Origin of the sequence: uncultured Agrococcus sp. (assembly GCF_945915485.1) — a bacterium.
In the GTDB taxonomy this organism is placed as follows: Bacteria; Actinomycetota; Actinomycetes; order Actinomycetales; family Microbacteriaceae; genus Agrococcus.
Window position 1 is genome coordinate 1 of sequence record NZ_CAMEFJ010000032.1, and the last position, 24,965, is coordinate 24,965.

Here is a 24,965-nt window from a genome sequence, read left to right on the forward strand (position 1 = left end):
CTGATCGTCGGTGTCGCCACCGTGTTCTTCGACGTCTCCTATCAGAGCATCATTCCTTCGCTCGTGCGCCGCGATCAGATCGCGGAGGCCAACGGCAAGCTCGAATCCACTCGCGAACTCGCGAACATCGGTGGCCCGGCGGTCGGCGGCTGGCTCATCGGGGTGATCACCGCCCCGCTCGCGATTCTCGCGACGGTGGGTACCTACCTTGTCTCCGCAATTGCGCTCATGCTCACGCACGATCACGAACGACTACGGGACCCCGAAGATCGTGCGCCGGTGCTGATCGAGATTCGCGAGGGGCTGGCATGGGTGTTCGGCAACCGGTTCCTACGCAGAATCGTCGGAACGACAGCAACTTCGAATTTCTTCAATACCGTTTCGTTCACGATGCTGCCGGTGTTCCTGCTGCGCGAGCTCGGCCTCACGGCAGCGGCGATGGGGATCATCTTCTCCTTGGGTGCGGTCGGCGGCCTCGTCGGAGCGATGGCCACGCCGTGGATCGTTCGCTGGATAGGGGAGGCGCGCGCGATTCCGATCAGCGCGATCGCGTTCTCCGTCATCGCCTGCATGCTGCCGATTGCGGCAATGTTCCCCGCGATCGCGTTCTGGTTGCTCGTCGCGCAGGGGTTCGTCGCAAGTTTTACAATTCTGCTCTACAACATCACGCAGGTGACCTTCCGGCAGCGGATCACACCCGGCAGGCTGCTGGGGCGCATGAACGCTTCGGTTCGCTTCTGCGTGTGGGGCGTCATGCCGATCGCCGCGCTGCTCTCCGGCGTCCTCGGTGCCGGTCTCGGAGTAGTCGCGACGATGTGGATCGGCGCGATAGGGCAGCTGTTCGCCGCGCTCTTCGTCGTGCTCGGCCCGTTCTGGCGAATGCGCGAACTTCCCGAGAGCGAGTGAACGCTGCTCGGGCCAGACTGCAGCGAGCGAGCGCGGCGCTCGACCGCGAGGTCTGCCAGGATGAACACATGACATCGCAGCGACCCACCGTACTCATAACAGGGGGAACGAGAGGGATCGGCAGGGCGACCTGCGCAGCGCTGGGTGCCGATCACCACGTGCTCGTCGGAGGTCGAGATCGCGAGCTTGCGGAAGAAGTCGCCTCTTCGCTGCCCTCCGCCGAACCCTGGATATGTGATCTGACGGACACCGCCGACCTGCGGCGCGCCGTCAGCGAAGTGCGAGAACTCGATGTCGTCATCCACTCCGCGGGTATCGAGGCGATGGGCACGATTCTCGAGAGCACTGCCGAGCAGTGGCGCGGCGCGTTCGAACTCAACGTCGTGAGTGTCGTCGAGTTGACGAAAGCGTTGCTCCCGCAGTTGCGGGAGCGGCGCGGCATGGTACTGGCCGTGAACTCCGGCTCCGGTCTGACCTCGAGAGCGGGGGCCGGGGCCTACTGCGCGTCCAAGTTCGCGCTCACGGCGTTCACTGACGCGCTACGGGAGGAAGAAGCGGGTCGCGTGCGCGTCGTCTCCGTTCACCCCGGGAGGGTCGACACCGAGATGCAGGAGCGGATCGTCGAGCGCCAGGGCGGGCACTACCGCGCGGAAGAGTATTTGCGCGCCGAAGACGTGGCGTCCGTCATCGCTTCAGCCGTCCGTCTCCCCGATGGGGCCTCGATCGGTTCGGTGACGGTTCGCCCCGATTCGGCCTGAGGTCCGATCAGAGGCGTACGCTGTTGACCTTGCAATCAGTAGGGCCCGTCCGCAGTTCTGGAACCTGAGCGATGATTTCTGCGAGTTCATCGCACATCGCTCCGTACCCGTCGTCCCGACCACGCTGCCGTATCTCGTCGCGCTCGAGCCCCTCATATTCGTCAACGCGCACGGACAAGGATGGTCGGTGGATGTAACCGTCCGTAGAACTGGCGTAGCCGACATCGATCGAGGGGAGCGGCAGCCCCTCTGGAAGCACGTCATCCGTTGCATCCATTGCAAGCAGGGCTGTCATGAACTCGGCCGACATCTGACCGCCTGCGATGTCCGCCCCCGTCACCATGTGGGGATGCTCGATCGTGAGTCGCTGGACGACGCTTCCGGCAGGAATCGTGGCCGGTAGAGGAGCGGTTGTGATTTCGACGAGATCCAGCAGCTGCTCGGATGATTCGACGGAAGCGGTGACGCGGAGCCGCGGCTCGCCATCTTCCGGCACGTGAACCACCGGGCTCATCCAATTGCCGTCCGTGAGGTAGTCGACCAAATCCTCGGCCTGAGTTGCGTCGACGCTGCCAGAGAATGTGAGTGACTCTGCGGGAACGGGCAGCGGCGTGAAATCGAGCCGCGGAACCTCCTCCCCGTGCTGATCCGCGAGTACGGTCAGTTCGACCAGGAGCGGCTCGAGGTCGTGCATCTCGGTGTCCCGCGCGAGTTCGACCTCTGCGTTCTGCGGCGGAATGTTCTCGGCACGCTCGTAGAATTCCGGCTCCACCTGGGTGTGCAGAACGAGATCCGATGCCTGCAGTGTGTCCCGGAGTTCGGCAAGGAAGTCATCGCTGTAGACGTCCGTCGTCGCGATGCCTGCGAGCGCGCAGCCGCTCATCCCGAGAAGCCCCGTCAGCGCCAGTAGAGCGGCTGTCGTCCGCGTCGTCGGCCGGCCGCCAGATGCACGGCCAGAACGATGTCGGTCCTCGCGGAGTGATTGCTCTGCCACGGATGTCTCCCTGCCCTCGAGATGAGTGTTTCCTCAGCGTACGTTCGCGGGTTCATTCTGCCCTGTGCGAGAGCTGCGAGCCGCGTGAAGGATCACTGATCGTGGGCTGGAGCGGGCTCGGAGTTGCCCTCCGCGTCCCCTTCTGGGAAATCCGAATGCGTACGAGCGATCTCTTTCCTCAGCAGCGTCAGCTCGTCGAGAACTCGTTGTTCCACCTTGGAAGGTTCAGGTTCCTCCTGGCTCTGCTGCTGCAGTGCCTGCGTCGTTACCGCTATGAACAGATTGAGCACCACGAACGTCGAGATGACTCCGTAGAGCATCATGAACGTCCACGCCCATGGGAGTTGCTCCTGCACGGGATCGATCAGCTGCCCCCATCCGTCACCGAGGAGCAGCCGGAAGAGCGAAACCGTCGATGCTCCGAGATCGCGGAAATCACTCGAATACGGCCCGAAGAGCATCGTGCAGGCAACGATGAAGACGTACATGATGATCACGAGAAGAGCACCGATAGACGCTATTCCGGGGATGGATGCGATGAGGGCGTTCACGACCTTGCGAAGGCTGGGAACAGACGAGAGCAACCGGAGCACTCGCAGTACGCGTAAGACGCGCAGGACTTGCAGTGATCCTCCGGATGGAATGAACGAGACAACCACGATGAGGAAGTCGAACCAGTTCCAAGCGCCCGTGAAGAACCGCCACCCGTACGCATACAGCCGCAGAAGGATCTCCGCCGTGAAGATGCTGAGGATGACGGCATCGAATGCCAGCAACAGCGGCGATGTCTCAAACGAGGGGTAGGTTTGCAGACCTATCAGAATCGCGTTGAGGATGATGACGGCGATGATCGTGCCCTGGAACCCGCGGCTTTCGACAAGGGTGCGGACTCGATCTCGGAGTTTCATCGTTCACCCTCCTGCCGCAGCGAGCCGACCTCTTCGCGGACGAGTCGAAGCTCATCGAGGATGCGGGCCTCGACAAGAGAAGGCTCGGGATCCGAGTGCGTCTGCTGCTGGAGCGCCTCGGTGGTGACCGCAATGAAAAGGTTGAGGATCACGAAGGTCGACACTACGCCGTACACGATCATGAACGGCCACGCGAAGGGAACGGTGTCGCCGAGCGGCTGGACGATCAACCCCCATCCATCGCCGACGAGGAGCATGAACAGCGATACCGTCGACGCGCCAAGGTCGGCGAAATACGGTGAATGGGCGCCGAAGAGCATCGTGCAGGCCACGATGAACACATACATGATGATCACCAGCAGCGCTCCGATGGATGCGATACCGGGGATCGCAGTGATTAGTGCCCCCACGACACGGCGCAGTGTGGGTACGGATGTCAGAAGACGCAGGACACGGAGCACACGTAAAACACGCAGCACTTGGAATGCGCCACCGGAGGGAATGTAGGAGACGAGGACGACGAGAAGGTCGAACCAGCTCCAGCCATCGCGAAAGAACTTCCAGCCGTGCGCGTACATGCGCAGCAGGATCTCGATCGTGAAGATGGCAAGTACGATCACGTCGAGCGCGACGAGGACTGGCAGCCCCTCGAAGCGACGATACGTTTGGACGCCGATCATGATCGCGTTGAGCACGATGATCGCAATGATGACGTTCTGGAAGGTCCGGTGCTCTACGAGGGCACGGACAGTACTTCTGCTCACCTTCCCACATTACGCTGTCGACCAAGCAGATTCGCTGAATCACAGCTGAAATTCATGGTGCTGATCACCTCGTACAATCGAAGTATGACGACACTCGCCGACGTGCGCGAAGCTGTGGAGACGCTGTGGCCCCCGGAACGCGCAGAAGCGTGGGACGCGGTCGGTCTCATTGCGGGAGAGCCGGATGCGCCTGTCCAACGCATCCTGCTGGCTGTTGATGCGGTTCTCGAGACATCACAGGAAGCGTTGGAAGTCGAAGCCGACCTGCTCCTGGTGCATCACCCGCTGCTCCTGCGCGGAGTGAATTCCGTTGCGGCGGACACACCGAAGGGCCGCATCGTGACCGACTTGATCCGCGGGGGAGTGGCACTCCTGGCGGCACACACCAATGCAGACATCGTTGAACGCGGGACGAGTGCAGAACTCGCGGCCCGAATCGGTCTGGAGCACACCGAACCGATCGTGCCGAATGCCGCCGATCGGGAGCTGGGGCTCGGGAGAGTCGGGCTCCTGCCGGAAGAGCTGCCGCTCGGCGCCCTTGCCCGGACGCTCGCACAGCGTCTTCCCTCAACGGCGACGGGCATCCGAGTCGCCGGCGAGTACGATCGGCCGGTCCGACGCGTTGCGATCTGCGGAGGAGCCGGAGACTCGTTACTGGAGCACCAGGAAGTGCTGCGCGCCGACGTGTACATTACGGCGGATCTTCGACACCACCCCGCATCGGAGGCGCGTGATCGGCACCGCATGGGGAGGGGCCCCGCGCTTATCGATCTTTCCCACTGGGCGAGCGAATGGCTTTGGCTGCCGGCTGCGGCGAGGCAACTGCACGAGTCGCTCCCTGGCGTGGAAGTGATTGTCAGCGAGCTGCGCACCGATCCTTGGGATTTCAGCGTGCCGCAGTAGCACGTAGAGTCGAAGAACGAATCAGAAGGAGAGCCGGGAGCATATGAAGGCAACACCGAACGACCAGCACCGTCTGCTCGAGCTCCAACAGCTCGATTCGGCGATCACGAGAGCGAAGCGATCTATCGCGAATCCGCCTCAGGCCGGGCCGCTCAAGGAGCACGATGCCGAACTCGTCGAACTCGACAGAGCGGTTCTCGACAAGCTCGGAGCAGTCGACGACCTGGTCGCGAATGTCAAACGGGTTGCCGATGACACGCGTCTTGTGCAGGAGAGGAAATCGCGCGATCAGGGTCGGCTCGATCAGGGCGCCGACGCCAAAACCGCACAGGCATTGCAGCAGGAGATCGAAACGCTCGATCGGCGAGCATCCGATCTCGAGGATCAGCAACTCGAGCTCATGGAGCAACAGGAGCAAGCGGAAGCCGAGCTCGAGTCGGCGCGAAGGGCCTCCGAATCGCTGAGAGACAAGCGTGACAAGCTCGCGGCTGAGCGAGACGCGGAACTCGTCACGGTGCAGGAAGAGCTGGAGGGCCTGGAGAGCGAACGGCAGGGGCTTGCGGCGGGCCTCCCCGGCGAACTGCTCGCGCTGTACGAAAAACAGCGGGAGCGCTATGGCTTCGGAGCTACGTTGCTGCAGGGGAGGTTGTCGGTAGCGGGCGGTGTCGAACTCACCGCGACGGAGCTCGCGGAAGTCGCGCGTGCGGCAGCGGACGACGTCGTCATGTGCCCGGCATCGAACGCGATTCTCGTACGAACCTCCGAATCGGGACTCTAAGCACTGGGACTGCAGGAAGGTTCGGTCGGGTTCGCACAACGGGCGTCCAGAACCGCACAGATGTAGGATCAAAAGAGCGAATTGGTCAACCAGGCGATCGCGCCATCGGGTTTTCCCGGTGCCGAGGAACGTCCGGGCTCCACAGAGCAGCGTGGTGGGTAACGCCCACCCGGGGTAACCCGCGAGCAAGTGCAACAGAAAGTAGATCCACCGGCACAGTCGGCCAGGAGTGAAACGGTGGTGTAAGAGACCACCAGCACCGCGTGCGAGCGCGGTGGCTAGGTAAACCTCACGCGGAGCAAAACCAAATAGGAGAGCTATGGAGTCGCTCGCTCCGTTCTCGGGTTGGTTGCTAGAGCCGTACGGCAACGTGCGGCCGAGATAGATGATCGTCCACGACAGAACCCGGCGTATCGGTTGGCCAATTCGCCTCTACCTCTCCACTAACTTATGCTTGTGCATTCTCGGTCTCACGCGCTTATGCACCCTGCGGACTTACGTGCTTGTGCACGGCAGCGTGTTGGAGTCAGCCCATCCCGTGCATCTTGTCCGTCAACTTCTCGGTCGCCTGGTGACGACACGCCGGCAGGAGCGCTTCCCAGCGCCCAGCGACCGAGAAGTTGGCGAAGGTCGGGGAGCGGTGCTGCGTTGGTACGATCTACGCATGTATTTCATCGTGGTCAAGTACCAGGTCAAGCCCGAGTTCGTTGACACGTTCTTCGAGCACACGGCCGAATTCACGGCGTCGACAAGAGCCGAACCGGGCAACCTGTGGTTCGACTGGTATCGGAGCGTCGAAGACGCTAACGAATTCGTGCTCGTGGAGGCGTTTGCTGATGATGATGCCGCCTCAGCACACGTGAATTCCGACCACTTCACCAAGGGTATCGAAGCCATGCGCCCTGCTCTTGCGAGCACACCGAAGATCGTCTCCCGCAAGGTCGAGGGGTCTGGCTGGGACGAGATGGGCGAACTCAAGATCGAGAACTGATCACCAACCGCGCTCTCGCCATTCGGGTAGCGAGGGTCTCTCGGCGCCCAGCGTCGTGGGGTCTCCGTGACCCGGCAGAACCTGGGCGTTGTCATCGAATACGGCGAAGAGGCGCTCCGTGACGTCGCCGAAGAGCTGTGCGAACCGCTCAGGAACATGACCGGTATTGCCGACGCCGCCCGGGAAGAGGCTGTCTCCTGTGAACAGGAGAGCCGGATGCCCGTCCGAAGTCGCCAGCGCGATGGAGCCGGGTGTGTGGCCTCGAAGGGAAATGACCTCGAGGGAAACGCCCTCGATCTCCACGCGGTCACCGTGCTCCAGCAGAACATCGGCGTCGACACCGCGCTCCTTCTCCAGCTGACGAGCATCCGCACGACCGATTGCGACCTTCGCGCCGGTCCGCGCGGCGAGCGCACCAGTGGCGCGTGTATGGTCCCAGTGCGCGTGCGTTGTCACGATGAAGCGCAGGGATGCGGGGTGTTCCGAGTCCGCCGCTCCCTCCTGCAGGAGCGACGCGAGCGTATCGACGTCGTCGGCAGCATCGATCAAGAGCTGTTCGCCAGACGACTTCGCCGTGATGAGGTAGACGGCATTGTGCATTTCGGAGACGAAGCTGCGACGCACAGTGAAGTTCGGGCGATCATCGATCAGTCGGGATGCGGGAGACACGCTGTCGCTACCGAGCGCTGGAGAGGTGAGCCAAGTGCGCGGCACCGATGATGCCTGCGTTGTTCTTCAGCTTCGCAATTGCGATGGGCGTTTCGATATCGATGAAGGGTACGAACTTTTCTGGCTTCTTCGATACGCCGCCACTGATGACGAAGAGCTCAGGGCTGAACAGCAACTCGAGGTGTCGATAGTAGTCGGTCAGCTCCCCGCCCCAATCCGGCCAATCGAGGTCACGTCGCTCACGAGCACGGGCGGATAGCAACGTTTCCGCCGACTCCTCTCCCTTCCACTGCAGATGACCGAGCTCAGTATTGGGCTGGAGCACGCCGCGGTAGATGAAAGCCGTGCCGATTCCCGTACCGAGCGTTGTTACGATGACGAGGCCCTGCTGATCCTTCGCCGCACCGAACTGCTGTTCCGCTACTCCGGCGGCGTCGGCATCGTTGACGAACGTGATGTCACGCCCGAGGCCCTGCTCGAAAAGCGTTTCGGCTTCCAGGCCAATCCATCGTTCCGAAACGTTGGCTGCGCTCATCGTCTTGCCGTGGCGCACGATCGCGGGGAACGTGACACCGACCTCGACATCCGGTGAACCGAGTTCCTTGAGCAGTTGTGCGACCGCTGCGATAATGTCCTCAGGCTCGCCGCCCTGCGGCGTCGCGACCTTATGACGTTCGCTGAGCAGTTCGCCTGTGCTGACATCGACCAACGCCGCCTTCACACCGGTCCCGCCGATATCTACGCCGACTGCCTTGTGCGCGGCCATCACTGCCTCCCCGCGTCGATCTCGGATGACGAAAGGGTGAGGATCTCCGCCCCTCGCTCGGTAATGTGAATCGTGTGCTCGAACTGCGCTGTCAGCGACTTGTCCTTCGTCGTCGCCGTCCAGCCGTCATCCCACATGTCCCACTCGTGAGTACCGAGCGTGAGCATCGGCTCGATCGTGAACACCATGCCCGGCTCGATCATGTCGGTAAAACGGTCGCTGTCGTAATGGGGGATGATGAGCCCCGAATGGAAACTACGGCCAACGCCGTGGCCCGTGAAGTCCCGTACGACGCCGTAGCCGAACCTGCCTGCGTACGCCTCTATTGCCCGACCGATGATGTTGACTCGGCGCCCCGGCATTGCGGCCTTGATGCCCCGGCGGAGGGCCTCTTGGGTGCGGTCGACCAGCGCCGCGACCTCGTCGGTGATGTCGCCGACTGCGAACGTGCGGTTCAGATCGCCGTGCATGCCATCCACGTATGCCGTGACATCGACGTTCACGATGTCGCCTGCCTCAAGCACGGTTTCGTCGGGGATGCCGTGGCAGATGACTTCGTTCACACTGGTGCACGAAGACTTCGGGTACCCGCGGTAGGTGAGCGTTGAGGGATAGGCGCCCCGAGATACCAGGAAGTCGTACACAACACCGTTGATGTCCTCCGTTGTCGTACCGGGCTGAATGATCGATGCAACGGCGTCGAGCGAGTCTGCGGCGATGCGACCGCTCTCCCGAATGCGGGCCACTTCATCGGCCGTGTAGACGTTGCCGCCGGTGTGCTTCGCTGGCCCCTTCTTGCCGACGTACTCCGGTCTTGCAATTGCCGGGGGAGGAAGCGGATCCGTTCGTACTGCACCCGGAATAAGGTGACCGGAGGAGTTCTTTGGCATAGTGTCGAGTCTAGTTCCCAAACCGAGGAGGCGGCATGACGGAGTATTGGTACAACACTCGAACCGGTCGGGTCGAGGAGGGCAAGCAATCGCTCGGGATCGAGCGCGTCGGACCCTTTGCCAGTCGCGAAGAAGCTGCGAATGCTCCAGAGCTCATGCAGCAGCGGGCGGAGGTATGGGCAGAGGAAGACGCCGAGGAAGAGCGGAATCGGTAGCGAACATGAGAAGAGGGGCCCGTCCGGGCCCCTCTTCTCATGAGCTCACTAGTGGTCGTGCTTCGAAGCTTCCAGCTCTGACTGCGTCACGGGAGTGATGCGGTCTTCGAAGAACCAGCGGGACAGCGCGCCACGGATCTTAACGCCGGCGGAGATGCGTCCCTGCGCGTTCGGACGCTCCTTGGTCGGTTCGTACGTCTCGAACGTGACGAGGCGGTAACGCTCGTACTCGTCGAGCGGCTCGTGCACTTCGATGTACTCGCCACCGGGTCGGCGAACGATACGACCGGACTCGTAGCCGTGCAGCACGATCTCGCGATCCTTCTTCTGCAGCGCGAGTGCAACGCGCTTGGTGATGAAGTACGTAATGATCGGGCCGAAGATCAGTGCGGCCTGCAGTACGTAGATCACGTGGAACACGTTGACGTGGAAGTGCGTCGCCATCAGGTCGGACGAGGCGGCAGCCCACATGACTGCGTAGAACACGACTCCCGCTGCACCGATGGCGGTGCGGGTCGGGTTGTTTCGGGGACGGTCCGAGAGGTGGTGCTCACGCTTGTCGCCAGTGATCCACTGTTCGATAAAGGGGTAGAACGCGACGAGCATCAGGAACCCGACCATCACGATGATGGGGATGATGATGGCCCAGGTGAAGGTCAGACCGAACCACTCCGTCTCCCAACCGGGCGGCACGAGTCTCAAGGCGCCATCCGCGAATCCGATGTACCAGTCAGGCTGCGTACCCGCGGAAACGGGGGATGGATCGTAGGGCCCGTAGTTCCAGATCGGGTTGATCGTGAAGATCGAGGCGATCAGCATGATCGTTCCGAAGACGAGGAAGAAGAAGCCTCCGGCCTTGGCGGCGAACGTCGGCATGATCGGGGAACCGACAACGTTCTTGTTGGTCTTGCCGGGGCCGGCGAACTGCGTGTGCTTGTTGACAACGATCAGCACAAGGTGGATGCCGAGCACCACGATCAGGATCGCAGGTAGCAGCATGATGTGCAGCGAGTACAGTCGCGGGATGATCTCTGTCCCCGGGAAGAGGCCGCCAAACAGGAAGTACGAGATCCAGGTACCGACGATCGGGATGCCTTTGACCATGCCGTTGATGATCGCGAGACCGTTACCCGAGAGAACATCGTCGGGGAGCGAGTACCCTGTGAAGCCTTCCGCCATCGCGAGTACGAAGAGCAGGAAGCCGATCACCCAGTTGATTTCGCGGGGCTTGCGGAATGCGCCGGTGAAGAACACTCGGAGCATATGCAGACCGATCGAAGCCACGAACAGCAGCGCTGCCCAGTGGTGGACCTGACGCATCAGGAGTCCGCCGCGAATCTCGAACGAAATGTCGAGAGCCGTGTGATAGGCAACCGACATTCCGATGCCCTTGAGCGGTACGTACGATCCTTCGTAGGTCACGTGGGTCATCGACGGATCGAAGAAGAAGGTTAGGAAGACACCGGAGATCAGAATCGCGATGAAGGAGTACAGCGCGACCTCTCCGAGCATGAACGACCAGTGGTCGGGGAAGATCTTGCGGCCCAGGAAGGATACGGCGCCGGAGATACTGGTGCGCTCGTCGAGGTAGTTCGAGGCCTTGGACGTGAAGGACGTCTTTCTCGCAGCTCGAGTCGTCGTCATGCTCGGTCCTCCGTCCTAGCGCTGGATTCCGGGTGCTCGTCATCGATATGGTCCAGTCGCTCCCAGAAAGACGGACCGATGGGCTCCGTGAAGTCGCGCTGGGCGACCAGGTAGCCTTCGTCATCAACTGCGATCGGCAACTGCGGCAGCGGTCGCGCAGCCGGCCCGAACACGACCTTCGCGCCGTCGGACACGTCGAACGTCGACTGGTGACAGGGGCATAGCAGATGGTGCGTGTGCTGCTCATAGAGCGCTACCGGGCAACCGACGTGCGTGCAGATCTTGGAGTAGGCGACGATGCCGTTGTATGACCAGCCCTTGCGCTCCTCCGTCTCGTGCAGCTGCTCCTCGGGCATCCTCACGAGGAGAACGACGGAAAGCGCCTTTTGATCGAGGAAGTCGTGCGCGTGGCTATCGAGGGTCTCGGGAATGACGTGGAAAGCGGAGCCGATCGTGACGTCCGAGGCTTTGATCGGAGTTCCTGTCGGGTCGATCGCGAGGCGCGTGCCCGTCTCCCAGGGCGTCTGCGAGATGGCTTCGACAGCATCCTGCTTGGGAGCCAGGTCACGGAACATGAAGACCGCGGGCAGCGGGAACAGCGCAAGCGCTCCGATGAGCGAGTTACGGATCAGGGAGCGTCGTGTGAATCCTGATTCTTCGTCACCGAGCTTGAAGATCTCGACGGCGCGGGCGCGCGTCTGCTCCGAACCGTGCGTCGGATGACGGTCCTCTGAGATCTCGACATCGCTCATCAGCTGGCGTGCCCAGTGGACTGCACCGAAACCGATGCCGAGCAGGCCGAGGGAGAGGCCCAGACCCAAGAGGAGATTGTTGATGCGGACAGAGCCGAAGTCTTCTTCCGTGATGGGGAAGGCAAAGTACGCGAAGATCGCGAACACCGATCCTGCCATCGAGAGCAGGAACCACAGGAAGACTTGACGCTCCGCGCGCTTCTCTTTGGCGGGGTGGATGTCCGTCTGGCGTGGCTTGTGCGGTGGAAGTCCGGGATCGCTGAAGCTGTCGGATTGAGTCACGGCAGAGCCGCGGTCGACTGTTTCGACCGCGTGCTCCTGCGGAGTTGCATCGGCATCGTGCTGCGCCGTCATGCTCGTCCTTTCGGTGTCAAGGGGTGTCGGTTAAGTGCTTGCTGTGGGTCTTAGTTAGGGCGAGACGTCAGCCATACGGTGAGGGCGACGATGGAACCCAGCCCGAAGATCCACACGAACAGGCCTTCGGAGACCGGGCCGAGCGAACCGAGGCTGAAGCCTCCCGCGCTCGGGTTCTCGTCCAAGTAGTGGAGATAGGCGATGACGTCGCGCTTCTCCTCGGGGCTGATGTTGTTGTCGTTGAAGACCGGCATGTTCTGCGGGCCGGTCAACATCGCCTCGTAGATGTGATCTGCATCGATGTTGTGGAGGTTCGGCGCGAACTTGCCCTCGGTCAGTGCACCACCGGATCCGGCGACGTTGTGGCACATCGCGCAGTTGATGCGGAAGAGTTCTGCTCCGTTCGCGACGTCGACACCGGTTGCGCTCGTGTCGAGCCACTCTTGATCCGGGCGTTCCGGCCCCGGGCCGAACGTCTGGAGGTACTCGCCGATCGCGTCCGACTGCTCCTGTGTGAACATGACTTCACGTTGGTCGGCCTGCGGGCCCTGGAAGGCCATCGGCATACGACCGGTCATGACCTGGAAGTTCACGGAAGCGGGGCCGACTCCGACGAGCGTGGGCCCGTACTCGGTGCCAACAGCGTCGACACCGTGACAGGTCGCGCAGTTCGCCATGTAGAGCGCCTCGCCGTCAGCTGCGGTCAATGCCGCTTCGGAGTGCGAGGGGGACTGCGCGTCCGCTGCCTGGTCCACAGCCGTGTAGATCCCGCCGACGACGACAAGACCCAGAATCAGGAGAGCTGCGCTGGCGAGAGGGTGCCTGCGGCCCGAAGTTTTGCGCTTTGCCACGATTCGTTCGTTCCTCTCGTTACTTCAGCCAGTAGATGACGAAATACAGGGCGACCCAGACGACATCCACGAAGTGCCAGTAGTAGGACACGACGTGCGCGCTGGTCTGTTCTTTCGCAGTCAGTCGCTTGACCGCGTAGGCGCGTCCGATGACGAACAGGAACGCGAACAATCCCAGCGCTACGTGGATGCCGTGAAATCCGGTCGTGATGTAGAAAGCCGATCCGTAAGGGCTCGAGGAGATCGTTACGCCCTCGGAAACGAGCACCGCGTACTCGAAGACCTGCACCGTGATGAAGATTGCTCCCATGAAGTAGGTCAGGTAGAACCACTCGACCATTCCCCATTTGCTGATATTGAAGCGGCTGCCTTCTCGCTGCTTGCGGCCGTGCTCTGCGAGGTGCGCTCCGATCTGGCACGTGAACGACGAAGCAACCAGGATCATGGTGTTGATGGTTGCGAGCGTGACGTTCAGGTTCGCGGAGTTCTGGGCGAAGTGATCGCCAGTTGCGGAGCGAAGCGTGAAATAGATCGCGAACAGGCCGGCGAAGAACATGACTTCGCTTCCGAGCCAGACGATCGTGCCGACCGAAACCGGGTTCGGTCGTTTCACGAGCTGGTTGGGACTCGAGTTCGAAATAACGGTGCTGGACACTCTCTCATCCTATCCACAAATGACACCGGGCCCGGACCACCCTGCGCGCGTCGCGCGATGCCTTCCGAGGGGCCGCTGGCGGTCGGTAAACAAGACGCGAAAGCGGGTGGGCGGCGAAGCGGTTGTCAGCGGTGCTGCCTCAACGCGATCGGCATCTAAGCTTATGTGCATGCACGATTTCAATAGCTGGCCGACTGTCCTGGACATGCTCATTCGGGGCGATGACCTTACGATCGGCCAGGCTTCGTGGGCTATGGAAGAGGTTATGCAGGGGCGCGCTTCCGACGCGCACATCGGTGGACTCCTGGTCGGGCTGAGGGCGAAGGGCGAGACGGTCGATGAGCTCATCGGTTTCCGGGACGCCGCGCTGGCCAATGCACTCACGTTACCGGGAGGCTCAGAGATGCTCGACATAGTGGGCACCGGCGGTGACCGCCTGCAGACGGTCAACATTTCGACGATGGCTTCGATTCTTGTCGCCGCGAGCGGTGTTCCCGTGCTGAAGCACGGAAACCGAGCGGTTTCCTCTTTGTCGGGGACCGGTGATGTCCTCCAGGTGCTGGAGTTGGTTCCGGAGAGCGAGGACCCGGAGATCGTACGCAGTATCTTCGACGAGGTCGGCATCTCGTTCGCGCACGCAGCCCGCTTCCACCCGGGCTTCCGTCATGCGGCCCACGTTCGCAAGACCCTGGGAATCCCAACTGTCTTCAATGTGCTCGGCCCGCTTATCAACCCGGCACGGCCCGAGGCCAGTGCGCTGGGCGTTGCTGACCGCGCCATGATCGAGAAGTTCGTCGGCGTCTTCGCCACTCGGGGCGCGACCGCGCTCGTATTTCGGGGCGAGGACGGGCTCGACGAGGTCACGACGACCGGATACACGCAGATATTCGAGGTCTCACGCGGCGATGTCCTCGAATACTCGCTTGACCCGCGCGAGCTGGGCATCCCTCGAGCGAAGCTCGAAGATTTCCGGGGTGGAGAACCAGAGCACAACGCCCGCGTAGTCGCGTCGGTGTTCGCAGGGGAGGAAGGCCCGATTCGGGATATCGTGCGGCTCAACGCCGCGGTCGGCCGCGCGGCCTGGAGCCTTCATCTCGATCCTCGAGAGAAGGACATTCCTCTCCTGACTCGCATCGCGCGTGAGCTCGGAATAGTAACCGAGACGCTGGATGCGGGCCAGGCGACCGAGAAGCTGGCAGCATGGCGCTCCGCGGTGCAGTCCCGCTAGGGGCAGCGCAACAAGAACCGAATCGCAGATGGCCGATTCGGAGCCGGGTTCAGCCCTGGGCGCTGGTTCCGCTCATGTGGGGCGACCACAGGATGCGCTCGCTGCTGCTGTATGCGACGGTCATCTCCGGCGCCTTTGCCGGGTATGCGCTGCCTTCCATGCTGTCGCAGCCCGCCGACTTCTCGACGGTGATGTCGCTGCGGTGGACGTCTTGGATCCTGTTCGCAGTCGGGCTCGTCGTCGCGCCGACCCTGCTCGGGAACAGGACTGTCGCATCCTTCGCGCTCTCTCTCCACGTGATCTCGAGCATTGCGCGGACGATCGTCGTCAACGGGGATCTCCCGCAACCGGTGACGTATGGCGTAATCGACGCGTATCGCTTCGTCTCCGTCGCAACACTAGTGGTGTATTGGATGGCGCTGCGGTTGCGGCACCCGCTCAGTGTGCTCTCGACCATGGTGGTCTTCTGCGCCGTCATCGGAACGTTCTTCCTGCAGGGGTCCATTGTGATCAGGGCGGTTGTCGAGATCGGAGGAGTCTCCGAACAGGCTACGAGCCAAGACGAAACGATCATCTGGTCGATTACCGGCGTTACGGGTATCGCGATACTCGTGCTGTGCTCGTGGTTCGACAGCTACTGCCGAACGCTCGTGCCACTGTGCGGCGCCGAATACCAGGCGGCTCGCATCCCCGTGCTGGTTGAAGCGCGACACGCAGTGACTCGACAGTTCCGAATGGCCTGGGTGTTCTTCGCGCTGTTCTTGGATGTTCTCGCAGTCTTCTACGTGTGTCGCGTGCTGCGCCATCCGCTCGCGCTAGGTGGCGACAAGGAGTGGTATGCACGACTCCTGCTGTGTCTGAGCGTTGCTCGCATGATCGCCGTGCTGCTGATCGCCACGATGACGCTGATCGTGCTGTTCGACCCGGTATACAGACCCATCGGTCGCTTCTAGCGCCGCGCACACGGGGTTCTGGCAGAAATTCCTGTTCATACGGCTCCTCTTGGGCGTAGATTTGGAAATCACTGTTCATCGGGAGGAGCCGACGTGAAGAAGCTGATCAACAACCCCGAAGAGGTCGTGCGAGAAACGGTGCGGGGCTTCGCACTCGCTCACGAATCGATCGTCGTCGCTGAGGAGGAACCGCCCTTCTTCGTGCGGCGGAAGGACGCACCCGTGCACGGCAAAGTTGCTCTTGTATCCGGTGGTGGTTCTGGCCATGAGCCCCTGCACGCCGGATTCGTCGGAGCGGGGATGCTGGATGCCGCTGTTCCAGGGCCCGTTTTCACCTCCCCAACGCCGGACCCGATCCTGGCGGCCGCGAAAGCCGTCCACTCGGGAGCAGGCGTGGTCTTCATCGTGAAGAACTACACGGGCGATGTGTTGAACTTCGAGACTGCCGCTGACCTCGCGCTTGCGGAGGGGATCGATGTGGAGTCCGTCATCGTCGACGACGACGTCGCCGTCAAGGATTCACTCTTCACAGCCGGCAGGCGAGGTGTCGCAGGGACACTGCTCGTCGAGAAGATCGCGGGAGCTGCGGCTGAACGAGGTGACGATCTCGCGAGCGTCGCCGAGATCGCGCGAAGGGTGAATGCGAAAACCCGCAGCATGGGGCTCGCGCTCACACCGTGCACTGTCCCGCACGCCGGCGAACCGAGTTTTACGCTCGCCGAGGACGAGATCGAGATCGGCATCGGCATCCACGGAGAACCCGGGCGTGAGCGTATCGGCATCGAGCCTGCGGATCGACTTGTCGACAGGTTGCTCGAACCGATTCTGGAAGATCTGCCATACGAGCGGGACGACCGCGTCGCGGTGCTCGTGAACGGCATGGGAGGAACACCCGGCTCCGAGCTCTACATCGCATACCGGCGCGTTGCAGAAGTCCTGGCCGAGCGCGGCATTCGCGTGGAGCGCTCCCTCGTCGGCGACTACGTCACGAGCCTCGAAATGCAGGGGGCATCGGTGACACTGCTGCAACTCGACGATGAACTTGTCGAACTCTTCGATGCCCCGGTGCACACCGCATCGCTGCGCTGGGGCGTGTGAGTTTCGCAGTGTCCGAGAAGAAGTAAGGAAGCCATGCCGATGTCACAGGAAACACTCGATGGAGCCGCAGTCGCGGCCTGGATGCAACGCGCAGCGAAGTCCGTTGCCGAACACGAGACTGCTTTGACCGATCTCGACAGAGCGATCGGCGACGGCGATCACGGTGCGAACATGCATCGCGGTTTCACAGCAGTCAAAGGCAAACTGGACTCCGAGGCCGAGCAAGGACTGCCTGCCGAGGTTCTGAAGGTTGTCGCAACAACGCTCATCTCCACGGTGGGAGGCGCGAGCGGCCCACTCTTCGGGACAGCGTTCTTGAAAGGCTCGATGGCAGTTGCCGGACAGGAGAGTCTGGACGCGCGGGGCGTTGCGGCGTTTCTCCGTGCGGCCGCAGAAGGCGTGCAGGCTCGAGGCAAAGCCGAGCCGGGAGACAAGACGATGGTGGATGCGTGGCTGCCGGCTGCGGCAGCGGCGGAAACCGTGGCGTCGAACGAAGGAACGGCTCTCGAGGCCCTGACTGCGGCAGCGGAAGCAGCCAAGCAGGGCGCGGTCGAAACAGAGCCATTGGTCGCGAAGAAGGGGAGAGCGAGCTACCTGGGTGAGCGCGCTATCGGCCATCGCGACCCCGGCGCGGAGTCGACAGCGCTCCTGCTCGCCGCCGGAGAGCAGCGATGAGCGTCGAACTCATCATTGTTTCGCACTCCGCGAAGATCGCGGAAGGCATCGCGGAACTCGCTGCCCAGATGGCACCGGACGTGCGCATCCATGCCGTGGGCGGCACGGATGACGGCCGTATCGGAACGAGCTTCGACAGGCTGGAAGCAGCGGTCGCAGGAGTGGGGCGAGCCGTTGTGCTCTGCGACCTCGGCAGCGCAGTCATGACGGCCGAGACCGTTGTCGAGTTCTTGGATGAGGAACGGCAGTCGGAGATTCTCCTCGCGGACGCACCCATTGTGGAAGGTGCCGTCGCGGCCGCGGTGCTTGCGCAGACCGGGGCGGAGCTGCTTTCAGTGCGGGATGCCGCCGAGGAGGCTGGCCGCGCCTCCGCCACGCCGGATCACGCTGTTGCCGAAGCAGTGTCCACGGACATCGATGTAGCGGAAAGCACGGTGCTGCTCACGAATGCAGCGGGCCTCCACGCGCGACCCGCTAGCGAACTCGTGAAATTGGCGACGACGTTCGAATCCGCGGTCGCGGTGAATGGAGCGGACGCCAAATCCGTTCTGCGCGTCATGGCGCTCGGCCTGCACAAGGGCGCGGAGGTGCACTTTCGGGCCGAGGGGCCGGATGCCCGGGCGGCAATCGACGCGATCGTAGAGCTCGCGGAAAGCGGCTTCGGAGAATAGTCCTCCCCTCTAGACGGTGTGCGGACGCCAGCGTTCGTCCTCCACCTTCTTCACGACGAAGGAACAGATGGCTTGAATTTTCAAGCCATCTTCGACTGTGGATTGCAGCGCGTAGTCGACCAACTTCGAACCCAGGCCGCGGCCACCGTACTCGTCGCTCACGTGCGTGCTCGTGAACGACCGAACGTTCGCCTCGTCATCGATGTAGGCGGCGGTACCCGCCAGTTCACCGTCCACGGTGATCTCGAAGCGCTGGAGCCCCGGCGCGTGCTGAACCTCGATGTTCTCGCTCATGACTCCATCCTAGGCCCTATAACTGCACGTTATGATGTCGGTATGAAGCTTGATCCACGACGCGTCTTGATATTCCGCAGCGTTGCCAGAGCGGGCAGCGTGTCAGCAGCGGCGCGAGAGCTGGGCTGGACGCAACCGGCGGTGAGTCAGCACTTGAAGTCGCTCGAAGAGGAGGTCGGCACCCCGCTGTTCGTGCGCTATGCGTCCGGTGTCGTCATGAATGAGGCGGGGGAGCGCCTGCTGCGGTACGCCGATTCCATCGCGTCATCGCTGCAGTCGGCCGAGAGCGATCTCGATGAACTCGTTTCGGGAGCGGGCACGGTCCGGCTCGCAGCGTTTCCGTCAGCGATGGCAGATCTCGTTCCAGCCGTTATCGGCGTCATAGCGGAGCAGTCTCCGGCCATCAGGGTGAAGGTGACAGAACTCGAGCCTCCCGAAGCTCTTGCCGCGATTGCCGCGAGCGATGTCGACCTCGCCCTCGTGTTCGAGTACCAGGACAACAAGGACGACGTTTCGCTCGCAACAGTGGATCTCGGAACCGACCCGAGCTTCGTCATCCTGCCGCTCGAGCATCCCCTCGCGGGAAGGCGTTCGGTGCCGCTCGACGCGCTCAGTGATGAACAGTGGGTTGCCGGATGCCCGAGGTGCAGGGCTCATCTCGAGTCACTCGCGAGGGATGCCGGGTTCGTTCCCAGCGTGCAGCACGAGACCGACGACTTCCATGCCGCGCAAGCACTCGTGGCACGGACTGGAGCAGTCACGCTACTGCCGGGGCTCGGGCTCAAAGTGCACCAGCGACAGGATGTGGTCTCGCTGCCGGTCGACGGGGACAGGGGGAGGATGCTCATGTTGCGACACCGCGCCGGCGCCGAGCGCGTGCCGGCCGTCGGGCACGTCGTGAATGCTGTTCGCGAAGTCGCGTCCTCGTACGTTACGGCTCCTTAGCGGGAATACTTCCGGAGTGATCGCGGTTGTCGATCGTGAAGTTTCAAATTTGGAGGATGTCATGAGCGAACAGCAGCAGGACAGGGCCGGAATCGCACTCGGTCTCGATTCGTTCGGCGACATGACCTCGCAGTCCGACGGCAGCCGAACACACTCGGCACAGGTGATTCGCGATCACGTCGGCCACGCCGTCCTCGCAGACAGCTTCGGCATCGATGCGATCAGTTTCGGTGAGCATCACAGGCGCGACTTCGCGATCTCCGCCCCCGACATGGTGCTCGCGGGTGCCGCGACGGTTACGGAGCGCATAACGCTGGGAACTGCGGTGACCGTGCTGTCGAGCGACGATCCGATCAGGGTGATGGAGCGATTCGCAACGCTCGATGCCATGGCCAACGGCAGAGCCGAGATCACGGTCGGACGCGGCTCGTTCACCGAGTCGTTTCCGCTCTTCGGTTATGAACTCAACGACTACGCACTGCTGTTCGAGGAGAAGTTCGACATGTTCGCGCGGCTGCTCGATCAGCCGGAGACGTTCACTTGGAGCGGACAGCACAGAAAGCCCGTCGAGGGCGGCATCATCATGCCGCGCACCGAGACCCGGCTGGCAGCTTGGGTCGGTGTCGGAGGATCGCCGGAAAGCGTGCTCCGCTCTGTGAAGCAGCGCATCCCCATGATGCTCGCCATCATCGGCGGCCCGGCAGCGCGCTTCAAGCCGTATGCGGATCTCTACCGCCGCGCGCAATCCGAGACCGGTGTTCCTCGCATGCCGCTGGGCGTGCACTCTCCCGGTCACATTGCAGAGACGGACGAGAAAGCCCACGAAGAGCTGCGGGACCGGTGGATCGCCAATCGCAACACGATCGGTAGGGAGCGGGGCTGGCCGCCCTCGACCGCGGACGAATTCGAGCACGAGGCGGAGCACGGGTCCCTCTATGTCGGGTCGCCGGAAACGGTCGCGAAGAAGATTGCGCAGACCGTCCTTGCACTCGATCTCGATCGCTTCGACTTGAAGTACTCGAACGGTCCTATGCAGGACGAACAACTGCGACGTTCGATCGAACTGTACGGCACGGAAGTCATCCCTCGTGTTCGAGAGATCGTCGGAGAAGCTCGACAGCTGAACTGATCGATCGGTAGCGTTTCGGACATGACCGATCGTGAGCTCGTCATATCCCGTATCGTTGCGCAGCACCTGCACTCGCCGACGGGCGGAACCGTCGCGGAACTCGTGCGGGAGTTCGTGGCGATGCAGGGTCAGGATCTCCCCGGTGTGGTCTCGTCGATTGCCCTTCGTACCGGTGCCGGAATCGAAGGAGTGACGGAGGCTTTCGATCGCGGAGCCATCGTTCGTGCGTACCCCATGCGCGGGACGGTGTTCGTCATGGCCGCCGAGGACGCACGCTGGGTCAGCGAGCTCTGCAATGCCTCTGCTGTGCGGGCGCAGGAGAGCCGCCGACCGGCACTCGGGCTCGAGGATGCGCACTTCTCATCGGCGCGACGCGTTCTGGAGCGGGAGACCGCCGATGGGGGATGCACGAAACAGCACCTCTTAGCAGCCTGGGACGATGCCGGGGTAGACACAGGCGGTGGCCGTGGGTACCACGTGCTGACCTATCTCATCGCAACCGGAGTGGCGGTCTACGGACCGCTCGCGCAACGCGACAACACCGTGCGGTTGGCCGAGGAGTGGTTGCCGGCAGCAACGACACTCGAAGCGCGGTTCAACGGCGATCGCGTGGCCGCCACGACAGAGCTCCTGCATCGATACTTCAGCAGTCGGGGACCCGCCACGATTCGCGATGCGGCCTGGTGGAGCAAACTGCCCCTATCGCTGTTGCGCGAAGCTGCGAGAGGTTTCGGCAACGAGATCGAAGTGCTTCACACGGACGAGCCGAGCTATCGTCGGGCACAGTTGCCAGAATCGGTCGAGGGCGCCGGTCGCACGGCACGCGCACCTATGCTGTTGCCGGGGTTCGACGAGCTGGTGCTCGGCTATCAGGATCGCGGGTACATCGCTCCCGAGCAGCATCTCGAACGACTCGTTCCGGGCGGCAACGGAGTATTCCGTCCGACCGCAGTGGCTTCCGGACAAGTGCGAGGCACATGGAAACGGACGGGGAGGCCGGGCAAGCGCCGCTTCGAGCTGGACCCTTTCGCATCCGTTTCGGATACTCGTAGACGGGCGTTCGAACGCGCGTTCGCCAAGTTTCCGTTCGCGACGCCATGATCCACAGTTTCCGAGCGCATCACCAGGGCTGATCGCTACGGTTTCCGCATGAAGATATTGCGCCGGATCACGGCCGGGACCACAGCCGTTGTGTTCGCGGTGCTGATCGCAGCATGCGCGAGTCAACCCCTCGGGCCACACGACCCCGACGCGGTTGTGAGACCGGACCTCGTCCAACCTGAGACCGAAACCGTCGCAGCGGGAGACACGCTGGAAGTAACTTTTCCGGAGGAGACAGGTCGCGGCATCGCATGGTCGCTCGAGATCCGCGAGGAGGGCGACTGGCATCTGCGCTACTTCATGTCTGCGAACAGCGACGGCATCGGGGGAGAGCCCTCCTGGGCCGATGCCGGAGACGAAGACGAGCACTACTGGATCGACATCGGCATCTCGGGTTCGGGGCCCGACCTTGTTCCCATTCCTGAAACCGCTGAACCGGGCGAGTATCGTCTCTGCACTGCGAACAGCGCCCCGAACATCTGCGCAGAAATCACCGTCAGCGCCTGACGAGGCATGGTCATACGGCCGTTGCCAGGAAGACGAATTCCTTTCCGGGACGATCCGGTGCTTCGCGAACAGCGACAACCTCGAAGCCTGATCGGTTCAGCGCTTCCCTGTGCTCGCCCTCACTGCGAAACCTGAGTGTCGAATCGGAGTTGATCAGGCTACCGTCCGGAAACGCGTAGGAGTGTCGGAACCTCACCAAGGGCAGATCGACCTCGAGTAGCTCACGACAGTGCCGTACGAGGCCCAGCGATGGGAATGCCCGGGACTCCTCATGAGGCTCTGCCCACGATTCCCAGGCACGTGCGGATGGCCGGCGTGCTTCGAATACGAGATGGCCCCCGTCTCGTAGTCGTTCACGAATAGCAGCGAGGGTGCGAAGCCAGACTTCGTCTTCGAGGAATACCTGTGCGACGTTACCCGTCATGACAGCAAGGTCCGAGCGCGATGCTGGTGCGGTCTCGACGGTTCCCTCGTGCCACCTGACGAGTGCGGAACCCGGCTTTGAATTTGCGACGTTCAGGGAAGCCCGGGCCGGATCGATGCCCTGCACTGCATACCCCTCGGCTGCAGCCAGGAGCGCAAACTCACCGGTGCCGCAGCCGATGTCGATGAGCGTCCTCGCTCCGAGCTCGTGAACGATTGCGAGGTAGGGGAGCAGATCTGCGCGGTCGCCTTCGAACGCGTCGTAGAGAGGAGCGAGCCGCTCGTCGGCGAAGATCGGATCTGGCGTTCTCGGGTGCTGCATCGATCTCACCACAGCTGTGCCATCACGTGGGCAAACAGCGCCTCACGGTCGGTTTCGAGGCCGCGTCGCGTAAACCAATCGGCAATGTTCGCGATGTCTCGATGTAAGAAGTCGAATCCGAGCGGGTTCGCAGCAACGTCGATGACCTGGGGCAAGTCGATGACGACGATTCTTTCGCCGTCATCGAGCAGGTTGTACGCGGACAGGTCACCGTGCACGTAGCCCATCCTTGCGAAGCCTTCGAGGATGTCGACGACCTGCTCATACGCGTCGCGCAGGGCAGCGCCTTTGCGCCTGCTCTGCGCGAGCCTGGGAGCCGCGACGCGCCCGGCACCGATGAACTCCATCAGCACTTCCGTATCGCTGACCTGCACAGGGTAGGGGACCGGGATGCCCGCATCCCACGCTTTGCACAGGGCGCCGAACTCCGTTGCGGCCCAGTGGCCGGCCGCCACCATTCTGCCGAATGCGCTTTTGCGTTTGATGGCACGCGCCTCGCGCGTGTCCCGAATGCTGCGACCCTGCTCGTATGCGGAGGATCGGTGGAAGTCGCTGTTGTGGGAGTTTCTGAACCGTTTGGCCGCGAGCAGACAGCCGTGTGTTCGTGGGACAGCTCGCTCAATCAGGAAGAGATCTGCCTCTTTGCCGGTTTTGACGACTCCGAGCTCGGTATCGAACGCGGCACTCGCCGTAACGAGCCAGTCCGGGCGGGGGAGAGGACCACGCTGCGTCGGGGTGGCCGCTGGCCAGGTCGACCATCGTTGATCATCATCGGGTTCGAGCGTGTGCGCGGCGAATTCGGACGATGAGAAGGGTGTGCTCGATTGCACAGAAGACATTGGATGACACTCCAGGGTCAGGAGGCCGCCCGAAATCAGTGAGTGGAGCCGACCTCGCGAATAAGGAAGGTGAGCGAAAGCGTGTTGAACGTCTGCATTGTGCTCCTCCTTCCAACGACCCGTGCGCTGTATGTGCGCGGGAACTCCATTCACCCTAGCCCGGACGCGCCCAGTGCGCCATCCCTTCGTCTCCCTTCCCCTGACCGTGAAGTTTTCACGCGGAGAGGAGCGGTGCTAGTCCTTGAGGCGGTGCACGTCGAACGCGACACCGTATTCGAACCCCGCCTGCCGCCCCTGTTCCTCCAGGATGCCCGGCACGAAATCGCGCGGCGCGGGATGCCAAGGCAGGTCGGCCAGGTACTGTTCGTGCGCCGCGAGTGAGGCGACGGCCAGCTCGACGGCTGCGGAGGAGACTTCGACACCGTGCGTTGCGTCACCGCCCGTAAGCAGCATCCAGGTGGCACCCCATGGCTCGAAACCCTCCTGATTGAGATCGGGGAACACCCAGCGGTTGTCGGCGTCCCGAATGGCATCGATCGTTGCCAGACCGGCGGCCCGATGGTCGGCGTGATCGAATCCCCATGCAACGCGCAGTTCGCCCGTTCCACTGACGACGGCGTCAGGGCGAAACCTTCGGATCTCGCGCGCAATGGCCTTGCGCAGCGGTAGACCGTATTCCAGCATCCCGTCGGGGAAGTCGAGGATCGTCAGGTGGTCGACTCCGACGGTTTCGCAGGCGATCCGCTGCTCGGTTGCACGAATAGCAGCGGCCTCTTCCGGTGAGCGCTGCATCCCCGCTTCGCCGCGTGTTAGCAGTAGGTAGCCTACGTCGATGCCGCGCTCCGACCACATGGCCGCTGCCGCAGAGGTGCCGTATTCGGCGTCGTCGGGATGCGCGACAACGACGAGTATTCGGCGGATGCCCGCTTCGTCGAGTCGTTCGAGTTCGGCCGTGCTCTGTTCATCCATGCCGCCAACACTA

The 24,965-nt window shown here is 62.5% G+C and carries 29 protein-coding genes and 1 other RNA gene; 16 read left to right on the forward strand and 14 right to left on the reverse strand.

Annotated features, from left to right (window positions below; translation table 11 throughout):
* Positions 1 to 906: MFS transporter (locus tag Q0O95_RS07125; RefSeq protein ID WP_293696773.1), on the forward strand; the 906-nt coding region annotated here is incomplete at its 5' end.
* 68 nt (positions 907 to 974) lie between these two features.
* On the forward strand, positions 975 to 1,664 hold the full coding sequence (locus Q0O95_RS07130) for an SDR family oxidoreductase (protein WP_293696775.1): 690 nt from the start codon (positions 975 to 977) through the stop codon (positions 1,662 to 1,664).
* Positions 1,665 to 1,671: 7 nt separating this feature from the next.
* Here the strand turns inward: Q0O95_RS07130 and Q0O95_RS07135 are convergent, their stop codons facing one another.
* From Q0O95_RS07135 to Q0O95_RS07145, 3 genes are all read right to left on the reverse strand, one after another.
* Positions 1,672 to 2,658, reverse strand: coding sequence for a hypothetical protein (locus Q0O95_RS07135; protein ID WP_293696777.1), 987 nt, complete (start codon positions 2,656 to 2,658; stop codon positions 1,672 to 1,674).
* 92 nt (positions 2,659 to 2,750) lie between these two features.
* On the reverse strand, positions 2,751 to 3,566 hold the full coding sequence (locus tag Q0O95_RS07140) for an ion transporter (protein WP_293696779.1): 816 nt from the start codon (positions 3,564 to 3,566) through the stop codon (positions 2,751 to 2,753).
* Positions 3,563 to 4,330: an ion transporter gene (locus tag Q0O95_RS07145; protein WP_293696781.1), complete on the reverse strand. Its 768-nt coding sequence runs from the start codon at positions 4,328 to 4,330 to the stop codon at positions 3,563 to 3,565. The genes Q0O95_RS07140 and Q0O95_RS07145 overlap by 4 nt, the downstream gene beginning before the upstream one ends.
* Before the next feature lie 84 nt (positions 4,331 to 4,414).
* On the opposite strand from Q0O95_RS07145, the gene Q0O95_RS07150 reads away from it, so the two are divergent.
* The 4 genes from Q0O95_RS07150 to Q0O95_RS07165 all read left to right on the forward strand — a co-directional run bounded on the left by Q0O95_RS07150 (position 4,415) and on the right by Q0O95_RS07165 (position 7,002).
* A complete protein-coding gene (locus Q0O95_RS07150; RefSeq protein ID WP_293696783.1) occupies positions 4,415 to 5,233 on the forward strand; it encodes a Nif3-like dinuclear metal center hexameric protein in 819 nt (272 codons plus the stop codon).
* 43 nt (positions 5,234 to 5,276) lie between these two features.
* The gene (locus Q0O95_RS07155; protein ID WP_293696785.1) at positions 5,277 to 6,011 is read left to right on the forward strand and encodes a hypothetical protein; all 735 of its coding nucleotides are present in this window, start codon (positions 5,277 to 5,279) and stop codon (positions 6,009 to 6,011) included.
* An 81-nt stretch (positions 6,012 to 6,092) separates the two neighbouring features.
* Positions 6,093 to 6,440: RNase P RNA component class A (gene rnpB, locus Q0O95_RS07160), an RNA gene on the forward strand.
* Positions 6,441 to 6,675: 235 nt separating this feature from the next.
* Positions 6,676 to 7,002, forward strand: coding sequence for a putative quinol monooxygenase (locus Q0O95_RS07165; RefSeq protein ID WP_293696787.1), 327 nt, complete (start codon positions 6,676 to 6,678; stop codon positions 7,000 to 7,002).
* Here Q0O95_RS07165 and Q0O95_RS07170 read toward each other — a convergent pair whose 3' ends face one another.
* The 3 genes from Q0O95_RS07170 to map form a co-directional block, all read right to left on the reverse strand.
* Complete coding sequence (locus Q0O95_RS07170) at positions 7,003 to 7,602, reverse strand: MBL fold metallo-hydrolase (protein ID WP_293696827.1); 600 nt, start codon at positions 7,600 to 7,602, stop codon at positions 7,003 to 7,005.
* Between the two features lie 76 nt (positions 7,603 to 7,678).
* Positions 7,679 to 8,437, reverse strand: coding sequence for a polyphosphate--glucose phosphotransferase (ppgK, locus tag Q0O95_RS07175; RefSeq protein ID WP_293696789.1), 759 nt, complete (start codon positions 8,435 to 8,437; stop codon positions 7,679 to 7,681).
* The gene (map, locus tag Q0O95_RS07180) at positions 8,437 to 9,327 is read right to left on the reverse strand and encodes a type I methionyl aminopeptidase (RefSeq protein ID WP_293696791.1); all 891 of its coding nucleotides are present in this window, start codon (positions 9,325 to 9,327) and stop codon (positions 8,437 to 8,439) included. Before map ends, ppgK begins: the two co-directional genes overlap by 1 nt.
* 35 nt (positions 9,328 to 9,362) lie before the next feature.
* On the opposite strand from map, the gene Q0O95_RS07185 reads away from it, so the two are divergent.
* The gene (locus Q0O95_RS07185; protein ID WP_293696793.1) at positions 9,363 to 9,542 is read left to right on the forward strand and encodes a hypothetical protein; all 180 of its coding nucleotides are present in this window, start codon (positions 9,363 to 9,365) and stop codon (positions 9,540 to 9,542) included.
* 48 nt (positions 9,543 to 9,590) lie between these two features.
* Here Q0O95_RS07185 and Q0O95_RS07190 read toward each other — a convergent pair whose 3' ends face one another.
* The 4 genes from Q0O95_RS07190 to Q0O95_RS07205 are packed head-to-tail and all read right to left on the reverse strand — an operon-like array spanning position 9,591 to position 13,798.
* Positions 9,591 to 11,186, reverse strand: a complete 1,596-nt coding sequence (locus tag Q0O95_RS07190) for a ubiquinol-cytochrome c reductase cytochrome b subunit (protein ID WP_293696795.1) — start codon at positions 11,184 to 11,186, stop codon at positions 9,591 to 9,593.
* Positions 11,183 to 12,292: a ubiquinol-cytochrome c reductase iron-sulfur subunit gene (locus Q0O95_RS07195; RefSeq protein WP_293696797.1), complete on the reverse strand. Its 1,110-nt coding sequence runs from the start codon at positions 12,290 to 12,292 to the stop codon at positions 11,183 to 11,185. Before Q0O95_RS07195 ends, Q0O95_RS07190 begins: the two co-directional genes overlap by 4 nt.
* 50 nt (positions 12,293 to 12,342) lie before the next feature.
* A complete protein-coding gene (locus Q0O95_RS07200) occupies positions 12,343 to 13,143 on the reverse strand; it encodes a cytochrome c (protein ID WP_293696799.1) in 801 nt (266 codons plus the stop codon).
* A gap of 19 nt (positions 13,144 to 13,162) precedes the next feature.
* A complete protein-coding gene (locus Q0O95_RS07205) occupies positions 13,163 to 13,798 on the reverse strand; it encodes a heme-copper oxidase subunit III (protein WP_293696801.1) in 636 nt (211 codons plus the stop codon).
* A 169-nt stretch (positions 13,799 to 13,967) separates the two neighbouring features.
* On the opposite strand from Q0O95_RS07205, the gene trpD reads away from it, so the two are divergent.
* The 5 genes from trpD (at position 13,968) to dhaM (ending at position 18,423) form a co-directional block, all read left to right on the forward strand.
* A complete protein-coding gene (trpD, locus tag Q0O95_RS07210; protein ID WP_293696803.1) occupies positions 13,968 to 15,026 on the forward strand; it encodes an anthranilate phosphoribosyltransferase in 1,059 nt (352 codons plus the stop codon).
* A gap of 74 nt (positions 15,027 to 15,100) precedes the next feature.
* Positions 15,101 to 15,979, forward strand: a complete 879-nt coding sequence (locus tag Q0O95_RS07215; RefSeq protein ID WP_293696805.1) for a hypothetical protein — start codon at positions 15,101 to 15,103, stop codon at positions 15,977 to 15,979.
* Between the two features lie 93 nt (positions 15,980 to 16,072).
* On the forward strand, positions 16,073 to 17,077 hold the full coding sequence (gene dhaK, locus Q0O95_RS07220; protein ID WP_293696807.1) for a dihydroxyacetone kinase subunit DhaK: 1,005 nt from the start codon (positions 16,073 to 16,075) through the stop codon (positions 17,075 to 17,077).
* Positions 17,078 to 17,116: 39 nt separating this feature from the next.
* Entirely contained in the window at positions 17,117 to 17,752 is a 636-nt protein-coding gene (dhaL, locus tag Q0O95_RS07225; protein WP_293696809.1) for a dihydroxyacetone kinase subunit DhaL, read from the forward strand.
* Positions 17,749 to 18,423, forward strand: coding sequence for a dihydroxyacetone kinase phosphoryl donor subunit DhaM (gene dhaM / locus Q0O95_RS07230; protein ID WP_293696811.1), 675 nt, complete (start codon positions 17,749 to 17,751; stop codon positions 18,421 to 18,423). The genes dhaL and dhaM overlap by 4 nt, the downstream gene beginning before the upstream one ends.
* A 9-nt stretch (positions 18,424 to 18,432) precedes the next feature.
* Here dhaM and Q0O95_RS07235 read toward each other — a convergent pair whose 3' ends face one another.
* A complete protein-coding gene (locus tag Q0O95_RS07235) occupies positions 18,433 to 18,717 on the reverse strand; it encodes a GNAT family N-acetyltransferase (protein WP_293696813.1) in 285 nt (94 codons plus the stop codon).
* Positions 18,718 to 18,759: 42 nt separating this feature from the next.
* Between Q0O95_RS07235 and Q0O95_RS07240 the strand changes: the two genes are divergently transcribed.
* From Q0O95_RS07240 to Q0O95_RS07255, 4 genes are all read left to right on the forward strand, one after another.
* Positions 18,760 to 19,662, forward strand: a complete 903-nt coding sequence (locus tag Q0O95_RS07240) for a LysR family transcriptional regulator (RefSeq protein WP_293696815.1) — start codon at positions 18,760 to 18,762, stop codon at positions 19,660 to 19,662.
* A 61-nt stretch (positions 19,663 to 19,723) separates the two neighbouring features.
* Positions 19,724 to 20,791: an LLM class flavin-dependent oxidoreductase gene (locus tag Q0O95_RS07245; protein ID WP_293696817.1), complete on the forward strand. Its 1,068-nt coding sequence runs from the start codon at positions 19,724 to 19,726 to the stop codon at positions 20,789 to 20,791.
* Between the two features lie 21 nt (positions 20,792 to 20,812).
* On the forward strand, positions 20,813 to 21,892 hold the full coding sequence (locus Q0O95_RS07250) for a winged helix DNA-binding domain-containing protein (RefSeq protein WP_293696819.1): 1,080 nt from the start codon (positions 20,813 to 20,815) through the stop codon (positions 21,890 to 21,892).
* 48 nt (positions 21,893 to 21,940) lie between these two features.
* Positions 21,941 to 22,399 carry a hypothetical protein gene (locus tag Q0O95_RS07255; protein WP_293696821.1) on the forward strand — a complete coding sequence of 153 codons (459 nt, stop codon included), beginning with the start codon at positions 21,941 to 21,943 and terminating at the stop codon, positions 22,397 to 22,399.
* Positions 22,400 to 22,409: 10 nt separating this feature from the next.
* Here Q0O95_RS07255 and Q0O95_RS07260 read toward each other — a convergent pair whose 3' ends face one another.
* From Q0O95_RS07260 to Q0O95_RS07270, 3 genes are all read right to left on the reverse strand, one after another.
* Positions 22,410 to 23,144, reverse strand: a complete 735-nt coding sequence (locus Q0O95_RS07260; protein ID WP_293696823.1) for a class I SAM-dependent methyltransferase — start codon at positions 23,142 to 23,144, stop codon at positions 22,410 to 22,412.
* Between the two features lie 5 nt (positions 23,145 to 23,149).
* On the reverse strand, positions 23,150 to 23,974 hold the full coding sequence (locus Q0O95_RS07265) for an RIO1 family regulatory kinase/ATPase (protein WP_293696825.1): 825 nt from the start codon (positions 23,972 to 23,974) through the stop codon (positions 23,150 to 23,152).
* Between the two features lie 243 nt (positions 23,975 to 24,217).
* Positions 24,218 to 24,952, reverse strand: coding sequence for a PIG-L deacetylase family protein (locus Q0O95_RS07270; RefSeq protein ID WP_293696829.1), 735 nt, complete (start codon positions 24,950 to 24,952; stop codon positions 24,218 to 24,220).
* Between the last annotated feature and the right edge of the window lie 13 nt (positions 24,953 to 24,965).